Below are 19,207 nucleotides of genomic sequence, written 5' to 3'. Positions count from 1 at the left end.
CCTTCAGTCGGCGACGCGAGCCGCGATGTCGGTGCGGTACTGGCCGCCGTCCAAGCGGATGCGGCCGATCGCGTCGTAGGCGCGGCGCCGGGCCTCGGCGAAGTCCTCGCCGACGGCGACGACATTCAGCACCCGGCCGCCGGTCGCGACGAGCCCGGGCGCCTCGTCGCTCGCCGCCACGGCGGTCGCGGCGTGGGCGAGGTGCACGCCGGGCACCTCGGCGGCCTGGTCGATGCCCTCGATCGCGCGACCCGTTTCGGGCCGCTCGGGGTAGCCCTCGCTCGCGAGCACGACCGTGACGGCGGCCTCGGGCCGGAACTCGGGCTTCGGCAGCCCGCCGAGCCCGCCGGTGGCGGCGGCGAGCAGCAGCCCGGACAGCGGGGTCGCGAGGCGCGGCAGCACGACCTGGGTCTCGGGGTCGCCGAAGCGGGCGTTGAACTCGATGACGCGGATGCCCCGGCTGGTGAGGATGAGCCCGGCGTACAGCAGCCCGGCGAAGGGGGTGCCCTCAGCGGCGAGCTGGCGCACGGTCGGCAGAGCGATCGACTCGATCACCTCGTCGACGAAGGCCTCCTCGCTGCCGAACACGTCGCCGCGGCCGTTCGTGGCGCCGGCGAGCCAGGGCAGCGGCGAGTACGCGCCCATCCCGCCCGTGTTCGGGCCCTGGTCGCCGTCGAGCAGGCGCTTGTAGTCCTGCGCAGGCGAGAGCGGCAGCACGTGCTCGCCGTCGGAGAGGAGGAACAGCGACACCTCGGGGCCGTCGAGGAACTCCTCGACGAGCACCGGGCCCTGCTGCAGGTAGTGCGCGGCGTGCGCGAGGGCGGCGTCCCGGTCGTCCGTCACGAGCACACCCTTGCCGGCGGCGAGCCCGTCGGCCTTCACCACGTGGGGCGCGCCGAACTCGTCGAGCGTGCGGGCGACCTCGTCGAGGTCACCGGCCCGGACGGCCCGGCCGGTCGGCACGTTCGCGGCGTCCATGATGCGCTTCGCGAAGGTCTTCGAGCCCTCGAGGGCGGCGGCCTCGCGGTTCGGGCCGAACACCGGGATGCCGGCGGCGCGGAGCGCGTCGGCGACACCCGCGACGAGGGGCGCCTCGGGCCCGACGACGACGAGCTCGGTGCCGTTGTCGCGCGCGTAGTCCGTCACGACGGCGGGGTCGGTCGGATCGAGCGCGATCGTCGTGACGCTGCCCCGGGCGGAGTCGGTCGGAGAGCCCGCGATGCCCGCGTTGCCGGGGGCCGCGACGATCTCGTGACCGGCCTCCTCGTCGAGCAGGGCGAGGATGATGGCGTGCTCGCGCGCGCCCGAGCCGAGGACGAGGATCTTCACCCCCACAGGCTACCGCGAGGGAGAATGGCGGGATGGCACGGGCGAGGATCGATGACATCGCAGGACGCGACGCGGTCGCGGAGTGGGCGCGCGAGGGCGACGGCATCGCCCGCCCGCAGCTTGCGCTCGCCGTGCGGTACACCCTGCAGCTGCTCGCCGAACTCTCGCCCGGCGGCACGGTCGAGGTGCGGGTGCCCCCGTTCGGCGCGGTGCAGTGCATCGAGGGGCCGCGGCACACGCGCGGCACTCCGCCGAACGTCGTCGAAACGGATGCCTCGACCTGGCTCGGCCTCGCGACCGGCCGCGCCACGTGGGAGACGGCGCGGACGAGCGGGCGGGTGCACGCCTCCGGTCAGCGTGCCGACCTCGAGGGGCACGTGCCGGTCATCGGCGGCCTCGCGCGCTGACCCGTGGTTCGCTGAGCTCGTCGAAGCGGGGCGCCCCTGGTTCGCTGAGCTTGTCGAAGCGGGCGTGCCCCTCGACAAGCTCGGGGAACCAGTCGGGCTCGGGGAACCAGGCGGGCTCGGGGAACCAGTTTGGTTCGCTGAGCTTGTCGAAGCGAGCGGCCTCCCCTCGACAAGCTCGGGGAACCAGGCGGGCTCGGGGAACCAGTCGGCCCCTCGACAAGCTCGGGGAGCCAGGCGGGCTCGGGGAACCGGGCGTCAGCGGACCGGCAGCACCAGCGGCACGCCCGTGCGCGGGTGCGGCAGCACCTCGACGGCCTGCCCGTAGACGGCCTCGATCCGCTCGGCCGTCAGCACCTCGGCCGGGGCCCCGGTGGCGACGACCCGGCCGCCGCGCAGCAGCGTGATGTCGTCGGCATAGGCCGCGGCGAGGTTCAGGTCGTGCAGCACGACGAGCACGGTGTCGCCCCGCCGTGCGTGCGTCCGGGCGAGGCGCAGCACGTCCTCCTGATGTTTGAGGTCGAGCGCGGCGGTCGGCTCGTCGAGCATCAGCACGGGGGTGCGTTGCGCGAGCACCCGGGCGAGCGCCACGCGGGCCCGCTCGCCGCCGGAGAGCGAGGGCACCGTGCGATGGGCGAGGTGCGAGACATCCGTCACCGCGAGCGAGTCGTCGACGATCGCGTCGTCCTGCTCGGCTTCCGGGCTCCTGGCCCAGGGATGCCGGCCCATCGCGACGACCTCGCGCACCGGGAACGGGAAGGAGACGCGGTGGTCCTGCGTGAGCACCGCGCGCTCGCGGGCGAGCGCCTTCGGGCTGCGGCCGGCGAGCGGGGCGTCGCCGAGCCGCACCTCTCCGGCGGCCGCGGGCAGATCGCCGGACAGGGCGGCGAGCAGGGTCGACTTGCCGGCGCCGTTCGGGCCGATGAGCGCGTGCACCCGGCCCGAGTGCGCGGCGAAGTCGACCTCGTGCAGCAGCCGGATGCCGTCGATCTCGACGGAGAGGCCGCGCGCTTCGAGTATGGGCGGCCGGGTCATCCCCACCCTCCCGAGCGTCGGCGGGTGCGCAGCAGCAACCAGAAGAAGAAGGGACCGCCGATGAGCGAGGTGAGCATGCCGATCGGCAGCTCCGCCATCGGCACCAGCGTGCGCGCCGCGAGGTCGGCGAGGAGCAGCAGCAGCGCGCCGCCGAGCGCGCTCGCGATGAGCAGTGGGCGGTGCGCGGGCCCGATCGCCATGCGCATGAGGTGCGGCACGATGAGGCCGACGAAGCCGATGATGCCGGCGAAGGCGACGGCCGAGCAGACCAGGATGGCGACGAGCGCGATCGAGGTGATCCGCACGGCCTCGACCCGCACGCCGAGGTGGCGTGCCCCGCGCTCGCCGAGCGAGAACAGGTCGAGGGTGCGGCCGAGCAGCAGCGCTCCCGTGATCGCGACCGCGATGAGCGGCAGCATCACGGCGACCTCCTGCCAGCGGGCGCCGTTCAGCGAGCCGAGCTGCCAGAACACGATCTCCTCGCGCGAGCCGGAGTCGCCGAGGAAGGTCAGGAACGCGAGCGCCCCGCCCGCGAAGGCGTTGATCGCGATGCCGGTGAGCAGCAGGGTCACGACCTCCGTGCGGCCGCCCGCGCGACTCGTGAAGTAGACGAGCAGGGTCGTGAGCAGCCCCGCGACGAAGGCGGCGCCCGCGGTGACGAGGTCGCCTGCGGCGGTCCAGCCGAAGACGATCGCGCTCGCCGCGCCGAGCGCGGCGCCCGAGGAGACGCCGACGACGCCGGGTTCGGCGAGCGGGTTCGCGAAGATCGCCTGCATGACGGTGCCCGCGACGGCGAGCGCGGCGCCGATGAGCACGGCCATGGCGACGCGCGGGAAGCGGATGTTCCAGAGCGCCGAGTCCGCGTTCGGCACGGTCTCGGGCGCGTTCGAGAGGCCGAGGCCGCGCAGGATCGAGGCCCACACCTCACCGGGCGGGATGGCGAGCTGCCCGGTGCCCGCGGCGACGACCGCGGCGACGACGAGACCGAGGGCGAGGCCGGTGAACAGCAGCGTGCGCCGGGCGCGCAGCGTGACCCGGCCGCTCGGCGGGGCGGTGACGGGGTCGAGCGGTTCCTGGGTCGTGCCCGCGCCCCTCGTGCCCGCCTCGGCCGTGCCGGTGCCGGTGCCGGTGGCCGTGCCGGTGCCCGTGCCGGTCACGGCAGCGGGCCGGACTGCGTCGGCGCCCACACCGCGCGGGCGAGGGCCTCGACGATGTGCGGGGCGCGCGGCCCGAAGCTCAGGATCTCGGTGTCGGCCATGTCGACGAATCGGCGGTGCTCGCCGGCGGGCGTCGAAGCGAGCGCGGGCACTCGCTCGAGCAGCCCGTCGACGCCGCCGACCGACTCGAGCCCGTCGGTCATGAGCAGGACGACGTCGGGCTGGGCGGCGACGAGCGCTTCGGCGGTGACCGGGCGCATGCCCTTCCAGCCGATCTCGCCCGCGATGTCGACGCCGCCGATCGCCTCGATGAGGGCGTCGGCGCCGGACTCCTCGCCGAAGAGGTAGTAGACGTTCGCGGAGCCGCGCACGTAGAGGAACAGCACGCGCGGGCGCACGTCGGGATCGGCCGGCACGGCTGCGGCGATCTGGGCGGTGGTGCTCGCGAGCTCGTCGTCGACCTGGGCGGCGAGCAGTTCGCCGCGCTCGGGCACGCCGAGGGCGGTCGCGACCTGCTCGATGAGCACGTCGATGGTGTCGAGGCTGCGCTCGGAGGTGGTGAGCACGACGGGGATGCCGGCGTCGCGCAACTGGTCGAGCACGTCGAGGGGGCCGAGCGTCGTGTCGGTGATGACGACGCTCGGGTCGAGCGCGAGGATCGCCTCGGCGGTGATGTTGTGGCCGCCGTGCGTGACGACGGGCAGTTCCGCCGCCTCGGCGAAGCCGGTGGAGCCGTCGCGGCCGACGACGCGGTCGCCGAGGCCGAGGCCGAAGACGGTCGCGGCGAGCGAGCCGGAGATGTCGAGGGGGAGGATGCGCGAGGCATCCTCGACCGTGACCTCGTTGCCCTTCGCGTCGGTGACCGTGACCGGGAGCGTCGGCTGCTCGTCGCTCTCGACGACCGGGAGCGCGGCGTTCGCGAGGCACGCGGTCGATTCGCCGACGGTCTCGCGCGGCGCCTGCTCGATGGCGAGTTCGGCGAAGGGCACTTCGGCGTCGACGCAGTTCGGGGCGACGGCCGCGGGGCCGGCCGCTGCGCCGGTGGCGCAGCCGCTGAGCAGCACGACCGCGAGGGTCGCGAGGGCGGCGAGGCGCGTGCGCGCCGAGCGGGGGCGGGTGCGTGAGGTCATCGGAGTGAGGTTAGCCTAACCTCAATGTTGACAGGGCGTCAGCGGGAGGCATAGGTTCGTCTTAGCCAAGCCTAACCTCAATTGATTTCCCCCGATCACCACCACTGAAAGCCGCGCTCGCCGACGTGCGCCGCGCGGCTTCGTCATGCCTGGAGGACCGCGTCGTGAAGACACCGTCACCGACCACCGCTCGATCGGCGACCCGCGCCGGAACAGTGACCCGCTGGCTCGCAAGCGGGCTCGCCGCCCTGCTCGTCGCGGGCGGCTCGCTCATGTCGGCGGGCCCCGCGCTCGCCGAGGAGTCGACGCCGAGCGCCGCACCGCTCGTCGCGGAGGCGCCGCTCGCGCCGGAGGACTCGAGCAGCGAGGCGGACGTCCCGGGAACGGAGTCGGCTTCGCCCGAGGCATCCGCTGCGCCGGAGACCCCGGAGACCCCGGAGGCCCCGGAGGCCTCGGCGGCCGAGACCGCGCCGGCCGCCGAGCCCACAGCTCCGGCCGAGCCGGCGCCGGCGCCGGCGGCTCCCTCGACCGAGCCCGTCGACGCGCCCGCACCGCTCGCGGCCCCGGCGCCGCAGCTCACGATCTCCCCGGCGACGAACATCGACCCGGCAGTGCAGAACGTGTTCACGGTGACCGGCACCGGCTTCGTCGGTCAGGGTGCGAAGAACGGCGCCTACCTGCTGATCGGCGAGACCGGCATCTGGGCCGGCGAGGGCCCGCTCGTCTCCGACGGTTGGCTCGCGCAGAGCTGGGTGATGCCGCGCGAGATCGTCGATGGCGCGTTCACCAAGTCGATCACGATCCCCGCGGGCAAGTTCGACCCGGCCAAGACGTACACGGTCGCCTCCTCGGCGGCCCACGAGCTCTCCGTCAGCGACCGCTCGCTCGACGCTTTCGCGCCGATCACCGTGAAGCAGCCGGTGGTGCCGGCGGTGTCGGTGTCGAAGACGAGCGGGCTGGATGCGGCTGGGGAGGTCGTGACGGTGTCGGGGACCGGGTTCTCGCCGGTGTCGCCGTCGACGGATGGCGCGCGTCCGCCGCTGGCTGGCAAGTTCGGTGGCGCGTACGTGGTGTTCGGCTCGTTCCAGGATGCCTGGAAGCCGAGCGCCGGGGCGCCCGCGTCGTCGCGGGTGGTGGACTCGCAGAAGTGGGTCGTGAACCCGGAGGACGTCGCGACGATCGGCGGGGCGGCGCGTGGCGCGGTCGCGATCGAGGCGGATGGCTCGTTCCGGGTCGAGCTGACGGTGCGTGAGTTCGAGAAGGCCCTCGCCGACGGGAACTACGGCATCGCCACGTACTCGGGCGGTGGGGCGAAGCACGCCGGGTTCGAGACGTTCACCCCGATCGAGTTCGCCGCGGCACCGGTCGTGCCGAAGCTCACCATCTCCCCGTCGAACGACGTCGACTCGACGGTCGAGCAGACCTTCACGGTGCAGGGCAGCGGCTACCTCGGCGCCGGGGCCGCGATGGGTGCCTACGTGCTCATCGGCGACGCGACGATCTGGACCGGTGACGGCCCGCTCGTCGCCGACGGCTGGCTCGCGCAGGCGTGGGTGAAGCCGAACCAGATCGTCGACGGGTCGTTCAGCGTCGAGGTGAAGGTGCCGGCCACCTCGTTCGACCCGGCCAAGGCGTACACGGTGGCCTCTTCGGCGGCGCACGCCCTTTCCGGGAGCGACCGCTCGCTCGACGCCTTCGCGCCGATCACCATCGCTCCGGTGAAACCGAAGCCGACGCTCACGGTCACCCCGGCGACCGAGGTCGACCCGAACGCGGCGCAGACCTTCACGATCACGGGCGAGAACTACCTCGGCGGCGGGGCCGCGCAGGGCGTGTACGTGCTGCTCGGCGACGCGACCACCTGGACCGGCGACGGCGCCCTCGTCGCCGACGGCTGGCTGGCGCAGGCATGGGTCGTGCCGAACCAGATCGTCGACGGCCGGTTCACCGTCGAACTGAAGGTGCCGGCTAAGTCGTTCGACCCGGCCAAGCGCTACACGGTGGCCACCTCGGCCGCGCACAGCCTCTCGGTCTTCAACCGCACGATGGATGCCTTCGCGCCCATCACGCTGAAGGCCGACGCGCCGAACCCGAAGCTCACGGTCACCCCGTCGAAGGACGTGGATGCCTCGAAGGCGCAGACCTTCACGGTCAGCGGCACGGGCTACACCGGTGCCGGCGCCGCGAACGGCGCGTATGTGCTGCTCGGCGACGCGACGATCTGGGCTGGTCAGGGCCCGCTCGTCGCCGAGGGCTGGCTCGCGATGGGCTGGGTGATGCCCAGCCAGATCGTGGACGGCGCCTTCTCGATCGAACTGAAGGTGCCCGCGGGGGCGTTCGACGCGAAGAAGCGGTACACGGTCGCCTCCTCGGCCGCGCACGGCCTCTCGGGGACCGACCGCTCGCTGGACGCCTTCGCGCCGATCACGGTGAAGGGCGGCACGGTCGTCCCGCCGGAGCCGAAGCCGCCGGTGACGCCGACGAACCCGGGCACCACGAACCCGGTCTCGAGCGGTTCGCTCAGCTGGGGGATCGCGGGGGCGTTCCGCTCCTACGTCGTCGGGCCGATCGCCCGCGGCTCGATCACGGTCGGCTCCGGCGCGACCCAGGCGGGCGGGGCGTTCCAGTTCGGCCAGTCGGGCGGCAGCTTCACCGCTGCGAGCGGCACGGGCACGGCGGACTACTCCGGCTCGGTGCGGTTCACGGGGCACGGCGGCATCCTCGACGTCACCTTCTCGAACCCGACGCTCCGCGTGACGAGCGCGACGAGCGGGGTGCTCGAGCTGACCGCGAACGGCTCGCGGATCGACTTCGCGACCGTCGACCTCGGCGCGGCCGCCAAGTCCACCGTGGGCGGCGCGACGCGCTTCGCCGGCGCCCCCGCCACGCTGACGGCGGCCGGGGCCGACGCCTTCCAGGGCTACTACGGCAGCGGCAAGGCGCTCGACCCGGTCACGGTCGTGATCGGCAGCCCCGGCGCGGCGCCGGCCGGCAACACCGGCACCACAGCCTCGGCCTCGCCCGCGTCGGCCGCGAAGCCGGTGCCGCTCACGCCGCCGGCGACCACCGGCATCCAGCTCGCCCCGGCCGTGCTCGCCGACCTCGTCGCGGGCAAGCCGGTGACGATCTCGGTCGACGGCTTCGAGCCGAGCGAGACCGGCATCATGGTGGTCGTCTACTCGACCCCGACCGTGCTGGCCGAGAACCTCACGGCCGACGCGAACGGCGTCGTCACGTGGACCGGGGCGCTGCCCGCCGGTCTCGAGGCGGGCGAGCACACGCTCACCTTCCAGGGCTCGATCTCGAAGGGCGTCGTGTTCACCCTCGCCGCCGTCGCGAACCAGTGCCTCGCGACCGAGGGCACCCTCGACTGGGGTTTCAAGGCGAGCTTCCTGCAGTACCTCGAGAGCGGCATCGCGAACGGCAGCTGGACCGTGACGGGCGCGGCCGAGCAGGGCGGGCGCTTCGCCTTCACCGGCGGCACCGGTTCGCTCGACGCGAAGACGCTGCGCGGCGTCGTGGCGTTCCCCGGCTCGGTCGAGTTCACCGGTCACGACGGGGCGCTCGACACGACGATCGCGAACCCGAAGCTCGAGTTCGTGAGCGCCGAGGAGGCGTACCTGCTGCTCGACGTGACCGGCACCACGCAGGACGGCGCACCCGTCGAGGCGAAGGGTGTACGCTTCGCCGAGCTCGAACTGTCGGGCCTCGCGGCGGACGGCGCGACCCTCGCCGCGCGCGACGTGCCGGCCGTGCTCACCGAGCAGGGCGCCACCGCCTTCGGCACCTACGCCGCGGGCGAGGAGCTCGATCCGGTGACGTTCAGCCTCACGCTGCCCGCCGACTGCGGTGTGGTGGCTCCGGCCGTCGCCACCGACGACGGGACGGTGCAGCGCACGGATGCCGAGCGCACCGAGGTCGTCGAGACCGCCGGCGTCAGCCCGTGGCTGATCTGGGGCGGCGTCGCACTACTGCTGCTCGTCGTGGCCGTCGTGCTGGTCGTGCTGCTCCGCCGCCGGGCGGTGGGACGCACCGAGGCGTAGGCTGCGGCATCCGCGAAGTCTGGCGCCGGCCGGGAGTCATCGGGACTCCTGGTCGGCGCCGTTTCCGCGCCGGTCTCCGGTTCCGGGTCGATGCGGGACAATGGAGGGGTGAGCACCGACGACCAGCCCGATCCCGCCGCCGACCGGGGCGCGCAGCCGCACGCCGCCGACGAGGCATCCGCGCCGGTCCAGCCCGAGGCATCCGCGCCCGTCGAGCCCGTCGTCGAGATCGAGACGAGCCGCGACGAGGTCGCCGTGCGCCGGGCGCCGCGCTTCGGCGCGTTCCTGCTCGTGGGCGGGGTCGTGGGTGCGCTCGTCGCGCTCGTGCTCTCGCTCGCCTTCACGCCCGACCCCGACCGGGTCGCGCAGGACTTCACGTACAACTCGGGCCAGGTGTTCGGCTTTCTGCTGCTCGGCGGGGTCGCGTTCGGAGCCGCGCTCGGCGCGCTCACCGCGCTCATCGTCGACCGCACGCTCGCGCGGCGCACCACGCGCGTCGTCGTCGAGCGCGACGAGACCCACCGCGTCGACGACTGACCCGCGCTCTCCCCCCGGACTTGCCCGACTTTCATGAAAGTCGGGCAACTGGGGTGCTGGGGTGCTGGGGTGCTGGGGTGCTGGGGTGCTGGGGTGCTGATTCCGACTTGCCCGACTTTCATGAAAGTCGGGCAAGTCCGGGGGTGAACGTGCTCAGCTGAGCTGCGTGCGCTCGACCCAGTCGAGGTACTCGGGGGTGACCGTGCCCGTGACGTACTCGCCCGTGAAGCAGGAGAGGTCGAGCTCCGTGATCGAGGTGCCCTCGGTGATCGCGGCCTGCAGGTCGGCGACCTCCTGGAAGATCATGTGGTCGGCGCCGAGCTCGGCGGCGATCTCGGGGATCTTGCGGCCGTGCGCGATGAGCTCCTGACGGCTCGGCATGTTGATGCCGTAGACGTGCGGGTACCGCACGGGCGGGGCCGCCGAGGTGAACGTCACCTTGTTGGCGCCGGCGTCGCGGGCCATCTGCACGATCTGCTGCGAGGTGGTGCCGCGCACGATCGAGTCATCGACGATGAGGATGTTCTTGCCCTTGAACTCCGTGCCCATCGCGTTCAGCTTCTGCCGCACGGAGCGCTTGCGCTCGGCCTGCCCGGGCATGATGAAGGTGCGGCCGACGTAGCGGTTCTTGTAGAAGCCCTCGCGGTACTCGATGCCGAGCTTCTGCGCGACCTGCATCGCCGCGGGGCGGGACGAGTCGGGAATCGGCATGACGACGTCGATGTCGCCGAGCGGCATGTGCGTCGCGATGGTGTCGGCGAGCCGGTTGCCCATGCGCAGCCGCGCCTCGTACACGGAGATGCCGTTCATCACCGAGTCGGGGCGGGCGAGGTAGACGTACTCGAACGAGCAGGGCACGAGGCGCGGGTTCGTCGCGCACTGCCGCGAGACCATGGTGCCGTCGAGGGCGATGAAGATCGCCTCGCCGGGCTCGACGTCGCGCACGATCTCGTAGTCGCCGTTCTCGAGCACGAGGGACTCGCTCGCGACGATCCACTCCTCCTTGCCGGCGTCGGTGAGGCGGCGGCCGAGGATCAGGGGGCGGATGCCGAAGGGGTCGCGGAACGCGAGCAGGCCGTAGCCGGCGATCATCGAGATGACCGCGTAAGAGCCCTCTACACGCTGGTGCACGGCCTCGACCGCGGCGAAGACCTGGTCGGGGTCGAGCTCGAGTCCGGTGATCTGGCTCTGCAGCTCGGTCGCGAGCACGTTCAGCAGCATCTCAGTGTCGCTCGTCGAGTTGACGTGCCGGCGATCGATCGAGAACAGCTCGCCGGAGAGTTCGCGCGTGTTCGTGAGGTTGCCGTTGTGCACGAGGACGATGCCGTACGGCGCGTTCACGTAGAACGGCTGCGCCTCCTCTTCGCGCTCGGCGGCGCCCTTCGTCGTGTACCGCACGTGCCCGAGGCCCATGTTGCCGATGAGCGAGCGCATGTCACGGGTGCGGAAGCCCTCCCGCACCTGCCCGCGCGAGCGGATCATGTGGAACACGGGGCCGTCGGCGGTCGCGATGCCCGTCGAGTCCTGGCCGCGGTGCTGCAGGAGCAGCAGGCTGTCGTAGATCTGCTGGTTGACCGGCTCGGTGGAGACGATGCCGACGATGCCGCACATGCGAGCGATGGCTCCTTGGGGGTGAAGGGGCGTCCGAGGTGGACCCGTCGATTCTCCCACACGCACGGGTGAGCACGACCCGCGCTGCGGGGTGCTCGGATGCGCGGAACGAGGGACTTGCTATTCGGCTTTATTTAGTTCTAAATTAACAGCACTGCCCGCCACACAGCAGAGAGGCTCAGATGGCGCACCGCACCAGCCCCCGCACCGACGTCACGCGCTCGGCGATCCTCGCCCAGCTCGGCGCCAACGGCCCGGCGTCCCGCGCCGACCTCGCCCGCGCGCTCTCGGTCTCGCCCGCGCTCGTCACCCAGCTCACGAAGGACCTGCTCGCCGACGGCCTCATCGCCGAGCTCGAGCAGGCACCCTCGAGCGGCGGCCGCCCCGCGCGCATGCTGGGACTGGTGGCGTCCGCCGGACGGGCGATCGGCGTGAAGGTCGTCGCCGATCACGTCGCCTTCGTCGAGGTCGGCATCGACGGACGCGTGCTGCGCTCGGCGAGTGAGCCCTTCGATGCCATGGCGAGCACCTACCTCACCGAACTCGTCGACCGAATCCGCCACTTCCTCGACGGCGGCGGGGGCGCGCCGCTCCTCGGGATCGGCGTCGGGGTGCCGGGCAGCGTCGACCAGCCCGGCAGCGGGGTCGTCGACGCACCCGCCCTCGATTGGAGCAAGGTCGAACTCGGCGACGCCCTCCGACGCGCCCTCGGCCTGCCCGTCATCGTCGAGAACAACGTGAACGCGCTCGCCGTCGCCGAGCGGCTCTTCGGGCTCGGCCGAAGCCACGACCACTTCCTCGTCGTCACCATCGGCACGGGCATCGGTGCCGGCATCGTCGTCGACGGCACCGTGCTCCGCGCCGCGAACGGCGGCGCGGGCGAGATCGGGCACATCCCGGTCGCCGATGGCCCCCGCTGCCACTGCGGCAACGACGGATGTCTCGAAGCGCTCACCGGCGAGGCGGCACTCGTCGCCCGGGCCCGCGCCGAGGGTGTCATCTCCGCCACCGCGGGCATCGACGCTCTGCGGGCCGCCGCCGACGCGGGAGACGAAGCGGCGAGCCGCGTCTTCGGTGACGCCGGCGCGGTGCTCGGCCGCACGCTCGCGGGCGTCGTGCACACCATCGCCCCGGCGTTCATCGTGGTGCTCGGCGAGGGCACGGATGCCTGGCGCCACTGGTCGTACGGCTTCGAGCCGGCGTTCCGATCCCACCTCATGCGCCACTTCCGCGGCATCCCGGTGGAGGTCGAGACCTGGCAGGACGAGAGCTGGGCGCAGGGTGCCGCCGCCCTCGTGCTCGCCACCCCCTTCGACGCCGACTCGGCAGGCGACCAGGCCCGGCTGATCCGCGCCCGGCTCGTCGAGCAGGCCGGCCGGCCATGACCGCGACCCTCGCCCGACCCGGGCGGACAGCGCCCGCGGCGACCGGGCGCGCCCCATCGACCCGTCGGGGCCGCACCCCGGCCGCCCGCCGCCGCTACGCGCTCACCGTGCTCGCGTTCCTGCTGCCGAGCGCCCTGCCGCTCGCGATGTTCGTCCTCGGCCCGATGATCGCCGCGGCCTGGATCAGCCTCACCGACTGGAACCTGCTCGCGCCGGCCGGCTGGGTCGGCCTCGACAACTACGCGAAGCTCCTCGCCGACCCGAAGACGGGCGAGGTGTTCCTGCACACCCTGGCCTACATCGCCGGGTATCTGCCGCTCGTCTACCTCGGCGGGCTCGCCATCGCGCTGGGGCTCAACACCGCGCTGCGCGGTCGCACGCTGCTCCGCGGCGTCTACTTCCTCCCCGTCGTCACGAGCTGGATCGTCGTCGCCCTCGTCTGGCGCTGGCTGCTGAACCCGGCGAACGGCGTCGTCAACACCGTGCTCGCGTGGTTCGGCGTCGACGGGCCGGGCTGGTGGACCGATCCGGCCTGGGCGATGCCCTCGATCATCCTCGCCTCGGCTTGGAAGGACCTCGGCTTCGTCATGGTGATCCTGCTCGCCGGGCTGCAGGCCATCGATCCGGCCCTGCTCGAGGCGGCCCGCGTCGACGGCGCCGGCTGGTGGCGTCGGCTCGTGTCGATCACCATGCCCCTGCTCTCGCCCGCGACCTTCTTCGTGGTCGTGATCTCCCTCATCAACGGCTTCCAGGTGTTCGACCAGGTGTACGCGATGACGGGTGGCGGGCCCGGCGGCGCGACGCAGGTCGTCGTGCAGCAGATCTACGACCTCACCTTCCGCTACGGGCGAGCGGGCGAGGCATCCGCCCTGTCCTGGATGCTCTTCGTCGTCATCCTCGCCGTGACCGTCGTACAGATCCGCGGCCAGCGCAAGTGGGTGAACTATGGCTGAGGCCCTCACGATCCGCGCTCCCCGGACCCGCAGGGTGCCCTGGCGGAGCATCCTGCTCCACCTCGTCATCGCGCTCGGCGCCGTGGCGATGTTCTTCCCCTTCTACTGGACGCTCGTCACCTCGCTGAACGCCGACAGCCGGCTCGACTCCGCCCCGACCATGTGGCCGGCCGACCCGAGCCTCGAGGCGTACGCGACCCTGTTCACCCGGCTGCCGTTCGCCCGGGTCATCGGCAACAGCCTGCTGCTCGCGGTCGTCACCACGCTCGTGCAGCTCTTCACGAGCGCCACGGCCGCGTACGCGTTCAGCCGGCTGCCGTTCCGCGGGCGTACGGTCGTGTTCGGCATCTACCTCGCGACGATGATGGTGCCGCTGCAGGTGCTCGTCGTGCCGCTCTTCGCCGAACTCAAAGCGTTCGGCCTCGTCGACACCTATCTCGGCGCGCTGCTGCCGACCTTCGCGAGCGCCTTCGGCATCTTCCTGCTCCGCCAGGCCATGAACCAGGTGCCGACCGAGCTCGACGAGGCGGCCGCCCTCGACGGCGCCGGGCACTTCTGGATCTTCTGGACCGTGATGCTGCCGAACATCCGCCCCGCGCTCGCGACCCTCGCGGTGTTCGCCTTCATGGGCAGCTGGAACAGCTTCCTCTGGCCCCTCGTCGTGCTGCGTTCGCCGGAGGTGCAGACCCTGCCCGTCGCGCTGGCCGGGCTCCAGGGGCAGTTCACCACCCAGTGGGACGTCGTCATGGCCGGTTCCATCGTCAGCATCCTGCCCATGCTCGCCATCTACCTGTTCGCCCAGAAGTACGTCATCCAGGGCGTCGCCAACACCGGACTGAAGTAGCCCGACCGCGGCGCGCCTGCACCACCCCAGCGATTCCCCCGCACCACCCGTTGCACCATCCCTCACACGATCGAAGGAGATTCCCGAATGAGGACCACCGCACTCGCCGCCGCCGGCATCGCCGCCGCGGCCGCCCTCGTGATGACCGGTTGCGCCGCCGACGGCGGCGCAACCGAGGGCCCCGTCACGATCACCTACACGAACTTCATCTCGAACGACGGCAACGAGGAGAACCTGCAGAAGATCGTCGCCGCCTTCGAGGAGGAGCACCCCGACATCACGGTCGAGGTGACCACCCTGCCGTACGCCGACTACGGCACCGCCCTGCAGACCGACCTCGCCGCGGGCACCGTCTCCGACGTGTTCGACCTCGAGTACGCGAACTACGCGCAGTACCAGGCGAACGGCGTGCTCGCCGAGATCCCGGTCGAGGAGCCGAGCGTTTACCGCGAGAGTGTGCTCGAGGCGTACGCGACGGACGGCAAGCAGTACGCCCTGCCGAGCTCGTTCTCGACGGTCGTGCTGTTCTACAACTCCGATCTCTTCGACGCCGCCGGTGTCGAGTACCCGACGAGCGACTGGACCTGGGCCGACGAGCAGGCCGCGGCCGAGCAGCTCACCGATCAGGCCGCCGGCGTCTGGGGGGACCACCAGCCGGTCAGCTTCTACGAGTTCTACAAGGTGCTCGCACAGAACGGCGGCGAGTTCCTCGACGAGTCGGGCACGAAGACCGCGTTCAACAGCCCCGAAGGGGTCGAGGCGGCCGAGTGGCTCGTCGGCAAGAGCGGCACGGTCATGCCGACCGTCGAGCAGGGGCAGGGAACGCCCGACTTCGATACGAACCTCTTCACGGACGGCAAGCTCGCGATGCTGCACACCGGTATCTGGATGTTCGGTGCCTTCGCCGACGTGCCGTTCGGCTGGGACATCGCAGTCGAGCCGGGCAATGCTCAGCAGACCAGCGCGCTCTTCTCGAACGCGGTCGGCGTCTCCTCTGGATCGAAGTACCAGGACGCCGCGGCCGAGTTCGCCCGATTCCTCACCTCGAGCGACGTGATGGTCGAGACCCGCCTCGACGCGGGCTGGGAGCTCCCGGTCATCTCCGACGAGTCCGCGCTCGAGAGCTACCTCACGCTCGGCGATCCGGCCAACCGGCAGGCAGTCTTCGACTCGCTCGACCAGGTCGCGCTGCCGCCCGTCGTCGCGAAGGGCCAGCAGGAGATGCAGGACATCATGACCGAGGAACTCGTCGAGGCGCAGGCCGGTCGCAAGACCGTCGAGGAGGCGCTGGCCTCCGCAAGCGAGCGCATCGACGCCGCCATCGGCTGACGCTCCACCCACCCCGAACACGAAAGCAGCACGACGCATGACCCTTCCCGTGACCGACCGCCGGCCGTCGATCCCCGAACTCGCCGGGCGCAGCGCCGAGCTCATCGCCGCCTTGCAGCACCCCGGCGGCGCCTACCCCGCGAGTCCGACCTTCTCCGCCTACGCGGGGTACAGCTGGTTCCGAGACGGCGCGTTCATCGCCGACGGGATGTCGGCGGCCGGTCACGCGGAGTCGGCCGAGCGCTTCTTCGACTGGTGCGCCGGTGTGCTGGAGGCTCGGGCGGACCGGATCGCCGAGATCGTCGCCGCCGCCGAGGCGGGGACGCCGGTGCCCGACGCCGGGATGCTCGCCACCCGCTTCACCTTCGAGGGCCGCGAGGGGGACGACGAGTGGTGGGATTTCCAGCTCGACGGCTACGGCACCTGGCTCTGGGCGCTGGGCGAGCACGTGCGCCGGCACGGCGTGGATGCCTCGCGCTGGCGTCGCGCCGTCGAGCTCTCGGTCGACTACCTTGTTGCATCGTGGGACCGGCCGTGCTTCGACTGGTGGGAGGAGCACGCGCAGCACGTGCACGTCTCGACCCTCGGCTGCATCGCCGCCGGACTGCGCGAAGCGGTCGCGCTGGGCGCGCTCGACGCCGTGCGTACCGAGGCCGCGGGGGCGGCGGAGCGCGCCGCGCTCGCCCGGCTCATCGCGGAGGGCGAGGGGGCCGTGGGCGGCCACCTCGCGAAGTGGCTCGGTTCCGACGCGGTCGATGCGAGCCTCGGCGCTGTCGTCGGACTGCTCGGCGTGGTGCCGGCCGCCTCGCCGCTCGGTCGGGCCACGATCGAGCGGCTCGAGAGTGAGCTCACGGTCGGCGAGGGGGTGCACCGCTACCTCGACGACACCTTCTACGGCGGCGGGCAGTGGCCGTTGCTGTCCTGCTTCCTCGGCATTGCGCACGCTCGCGCCGGCGATCTCGGGCGGGCGCGCGAGCTGCTTGGCTGGGCCGCTTCGACGGCGGACGCCGACGGCGCGATGCCGGAGCAGGTGGGGCGGCACCTGCTCGCCCCCGACCGGGTGGCCGAGTGGGTCGAGCGCTGGGGGCCGGTGGCGCAGCCCCTGCTGTGGAGCCATGCGATGCTCCTGCGGCTCGCGGTCGAGCTCGGCGACGACGAGGGGGTGCACGCGTGATCCGGCACCGCCCGCTCGGCTCGGGGCATCCCTACTCCGAGGACACTGAGCAGCGCCGTCCGGTGCTGCCGCTCGCGGGCGAGCCGCTCGCCTTGGGCGTGCGCGCGAGCGCCGAGGTCGAGTCGGTCGAGCTCGAGCTCGTCGTGATCGATGCCGACGGCCGCGAGTCCGCCGAGTCGATCGCCCTCGGCCGGGTGCCGCGCAGTTCGCGTGGCCAGCTCGTCGACGGCGGGCACCTCGCCTCGGCGCAGGCCAGGCTGGCCCGCGCATCCGGCGGCTGGGCGACGACCATCGCGGCGCCCGCGATCGGTTCCCGCCTGCGTTACCGCTTCACCGGGCGCGATGCGGTCGGGCGCACGCAGCGCACCCGCTGGTTCGAGGTCGCGTCGGCGGCCTGGCGGTCCGCCCCCGATGACGCGGTGAGCGTGCTCGGCCGTGACCGGCTCGTCCCCGGCAGCGTGCAGCTCCTCGGCGACGGCGAGCGAGCGCAGCGGGTGCGCTTCGAGCTGCCGCTCGAGCCCGGCGAGCATGTCACCGGCTTCGGCGAACGCTTCGACGCCCTCGACCACCGCGGCCGGAGCCTCGACGCGGTGGTCTTCGAGCAGTACAAGAGCCAGGGCGCCGAGCGGAAGACCTACCTGCCGATGCCGTTCGCGCACGTCGTGGGCGGCGAGGGCTGGGGCTTCTACGTGCGCACCTCGCGCCGCAGCTGGTACGAGGTGGGTGAGTCCAGGGCGGACCGACTCGTCGTCGAGGTCGAGGTGGATGCGGCGGATGTCTCGGCCGACCCTGCCGCGGTCGCGGCGGAGCCGGTCGTCGAGCTCGCGGTCTACGACGGCGCGCCCGCCGAGGTGCTGGGCGCCTTCCTCGACGAGGTCGGCCGCCCGGAGGAGCTGCCCGACTGGGTGTTCCGGCTCTGGGCGAGCGGCAACGAGTGGAACACGCAGGACGAGGTGATGCGCCAGCTCGATCTGCACCGCGAGCACGACGTCCCGGTCGGTTCCGTCGTCATCGAGGCGTGGAGCGACGAGCGCACCTTCACCGCGTTCCGCGACGCGCGCTACGAGGTGCACGCCGACGGCTCGCCGCACCGGCTGGCCGACTTCGAGTTCCCCGCCGCGGGCGCCTGGCCCGACCCGAAGGGCATGGTCGACGAGCTGCACGCGCGAGGAATCCGTGTGCACCTCTGGCAGATCCCGCTGATGAAGCTGCGGCCGCATCCCGAGGGGCAGGCGAAGGCCGACGCCGAGGCGGCGATCCGCGAGGGCGTGCTGCTGCGCGAGCCCGACGGCCGGGGCGGCCTCCGGCCGTACCGCAACCGTGGCTGGTGGTTCCCGCTCTCGCTCATGCCCGACCTCGCCGACCCGCGCGCCGCGCGCTGGTGGACCGAGAAGCGCCGCTATCTCGTCGAGGAGCTCGGCATCGATGGCTTCAAGACCGATGGTGGCGAGCACGCCTGGGGCCGCGAGCTCGTCTCGCTCGACGGCAGCCGAGGCGACGAGGCGAACAACCGCTTCCCCGTCGCCTATGCGGCGGCATACGGGGAGCTGCTGCGCTCGGCGGGAAAGGCGCCGGTGACCTTCAGCCGGGCCGGCTTCACGGGCTCGCAGGCGCACGGCGCGTTCTGGGCGGGGGATGAGAACTCGACGTGGGAGGCGTTCCGCTGGTCGATGTTCGCGGGTCTCTCCTCCGCGGCGAGCGGCATCCTCTATTGGGGCTGGGACCTCGCGGGCTTCTCCGGGCCCGTGCCGGCCGCCGAACTGTACCTGCGGGCGACGGCTGCGTCGGTGTTCGTGCCGATCATGCAGTACCACTCGGAGTTCAACCACCACCGGGCACCGTCGCGCGACCGCACGCCGTGGAACATCGCCGAGCAGACGGGCGATGAACGGGTGCTGCCGGTGTTCCGCGAGCTCGCACAGCTGCGCGAGCGGCTGGTGCCCTATCTCGCGGCCGAGGCGCGTGAGTCGATCCGCAGCTCGGTACCGCTGATGCGGCCGGTGTACTTCGACCACCCCGGGTTGGAGACGGCGTGGACGCATCCGCTCCAGTGGTTCCTCGGCCGGGAGCTGTTCGTCTCGCCCGTGGTGTCCGAGGGCGAGACGCACCACGAGGTGGCGCTGCCACCCGGGGACTGGGTGGACGCCTGGAGCGGCGACGCCGTCGAAGGCGACCGGGTGTTCGAGGTCGAGGTGCCGATCGAGCGAGTGCCGGTGTACGTGCGTGCCGCCGCGTGGCCGGAACTCCGGGAGGTCTTCGCCGGCTGACGCCGCCGC

14 protein-coding genes are annotated in these 19,207 nt (G+C 72.3%); 9 read left to right on the top strand and 5 right to left on the bottom strand.

From position 1 onward, the window contains the following. Positions 1-3: 3 nt before the first annotated feature. Positions 4-1,329, bottom strand: coding sequence for a phosphoribosylamine--glycine ligase (gene purD / locus M3147_RS08610; protein ID WP_251203061.1), 1,326 nt, complete (start codon positions 1,327-1,329; stop codon positions 4-6). 32 nt (positions 1,330-1,361) lie between these two features. Here purD and M3147_RS08605 point away from each other — a divergent pair, with 32 nt between their 5' ends. Next, positions 1,362-1,736: a sterol carrier family protein gene (locus M3147_RS08605; RefSeq protein WP_251203060.1), complete on the top strand. Its 375-nt coding sequence runs from the start codon at positions 1,362-1,364 to the stop codon at positions 1,734-1,736. A 255-nt stretch (positions 1,737-1,991) separates the two neighbouring features. Here M3147_RS08605 and M3147_RS08600 read toward each other — a convergent pair whose 3' ends face one another. The 3 genes from M3147_RS08600 to M3147_RS08590 form a co-directional block, all read right to left on the bottom strand. After that, positions 1,992-2,768, bottom strand: coding sequence for a heme ABC transporter ATP-binding protein (locus tag M3147_RS08600; RefSeq protein WP_251203059.1), 777 nt, complete (start codon positions 2,766-2,768; stop codon positions 1,992-1,994). Then, positions 2,765-3,796 (bottom strand): FecCD family ABC transporter permease, encoded by a 1,032-nt coding sequence (locus tag M3147_RS08595; RefSeq protein WP_251203305.1) that lies wholly within the window; start codon positions 3,794-3,796, stop codon positions 2,765-2,767. The genes M3147_RS08600 and M3147_RS08595 overlap by 4 nt, the downstream gene beginning before the upstream one ends. A 125-nt stretch (positions 3,797-3,921) precedes the next feature. Next, on the bottom strand, positions 3,922-5,055 hold the full coding sequence (locus M3147_RS08590; protein WP_251203058.1) for a heme/hemin ABC transporter substrate-binding protein: 1,134 nt from the start codon (positions 5,053-5,055) through the stop codon (positions 3,922-3,924). Positions 5,056-5,219: 164 nt separating this feature from the next. Between M3147_RS08590 and M3147_RS19515 the strand changes: the two genes are divergently transcribed. Both M3147_RS19515 and M3147_RS08580 read left to right on the top strand, forming a co-directional pair. After that, the gene (locus tag M3147_RS19515; protein ID WP_251203057.1) at positions 5,220-9,098 is read left to right on the top strand and encodes an HtaA domain-containing protein; all 3,879 of its coding nucleotides are present in this window, start codon (positions 5,220-5,222) and stop codon (positions 9,096-9,098) included. Between the two features lie 108 nt (positions 9,099-9,206). Beyond that, entirely contained in the window at positions 9,207-9,635 is a 429-nt protein-coding gene (locus tag M3147_RS08580; protein ID WP_251203056.1) for a hypothetical protein, read from the top strand. A 153-nt stretch (positions 9,636-9,788) separates the two neighbouring features. On the opposite strand, the gene purF is transcribed toward M3147_RS08580, so the two are convergent. Then, positions 9,789-11,246, bottom strand: coding sequence for an amidophosphoribosyltransferase (gene purF / locus M3147_RS08575; RefSeq protein ID WP_251203055.1), 1,458 nt, complete (start codon positions 11,244-11,246; stop codon positions 9,789-9,791). A gap of 182 nt (positions 11,247-11,428) precedes the next feature. On the opposite strand from purF, the gene M3147_RS08570 reads away from it, so the two are divergent. The 6 genes from M3147_RS08570 (at position 11,429) to M3147_RS08545 (ending at position 19,198) form a co-directional block, all read left to right on the top strand. Then, a complete protein-coding gene (locus M3147_RS08570) occupies positions 11,429-12,631 on the top strand; it encodes an ROK family transcriptional regulator (protein ID WP_251203054.1) in 1,203 nt (400 codons plus the stop codon). Next, a complete protein-coding gene (locus tag M3147_RS08565) occupies positions 12,628-13,584 on the top strand; it encodes a carbohydrate ABC transporter permease (RefSeq protein ID WP_251203053.1) in 957 nt (318 codons plus the stop codon). Before M3147_RS08570 ends, M3147_RS08565 begins: the two co-directional genes overlap by 4 nt. Next, on the top strand, positions 13,577-14,428 hold the full coding sequence (locus M3147_RS08560) for a carbohydrate ABC transporter permease (RefSeq protein WP_251203052.1): 852 nt from the start codon (positions 13,577-13,579) through the stop codon (positions 14,426-14,428). Before M3147_RS08565 ends, M3147_RS08560 begins: the two co-directional genes overlap by 8 nt. 87 nt (positions 14,429-14,515) lie before the next feature. Continuing rightward, positions 14,516-15,757: an ABC transporter substrate-binding protein gene (locus M3147_RS08555; protein WP_251203051.1), complete on the top strand. Its 1,242-nt coding sequence runs from the start codon at positions 14,516-14,518 to the stop codon at positions 15,755-15,757. Positions 15,758-15,794: 37 nt separating this feature from the next. After that, positions 15,795-16,931 (top strand): glycoside hydrolase family 15 protein, encoded by a 1,137-nt coding sequence (locus M3147_RS08550; protein ID WP_251203050.1) that lies wholly within the window; start codon positions 15,795-15,797, stop codon positions 16,929-16,931. Next, positions 16,928-19,198: a glycoside hydrolase family 31 protein gene (locus M3147_RS08545; protein ID WP_251203049.1), complete on the top strand. Its 2,271-nt coding sequence runs from the start codon at positions 16,928-16,930 to the stop codon at positions 19,196-19,198. Before M3147_RS08550 ends, M3147_RS08545 begins: the two co-directional genes overlap by 4 nt. Positions 19,199-19,207 lie beyond the last annotated feature (9 nt).

Origin of the sequence: Agromyces mediolanus (assembly GCF_023715325.1) — a bacterium.
Classification (GTDB): Bacteria; Actinomycetota; Actinomycetes; order Actinomycetales; family Microbacteriaceae; genus Agromyces; species Agromyces mediolanus_A.
Note: the sequence above shows the minus strand (reverse complement) of the source record. Positions and strands in the feature narration are given on the sequence as shown.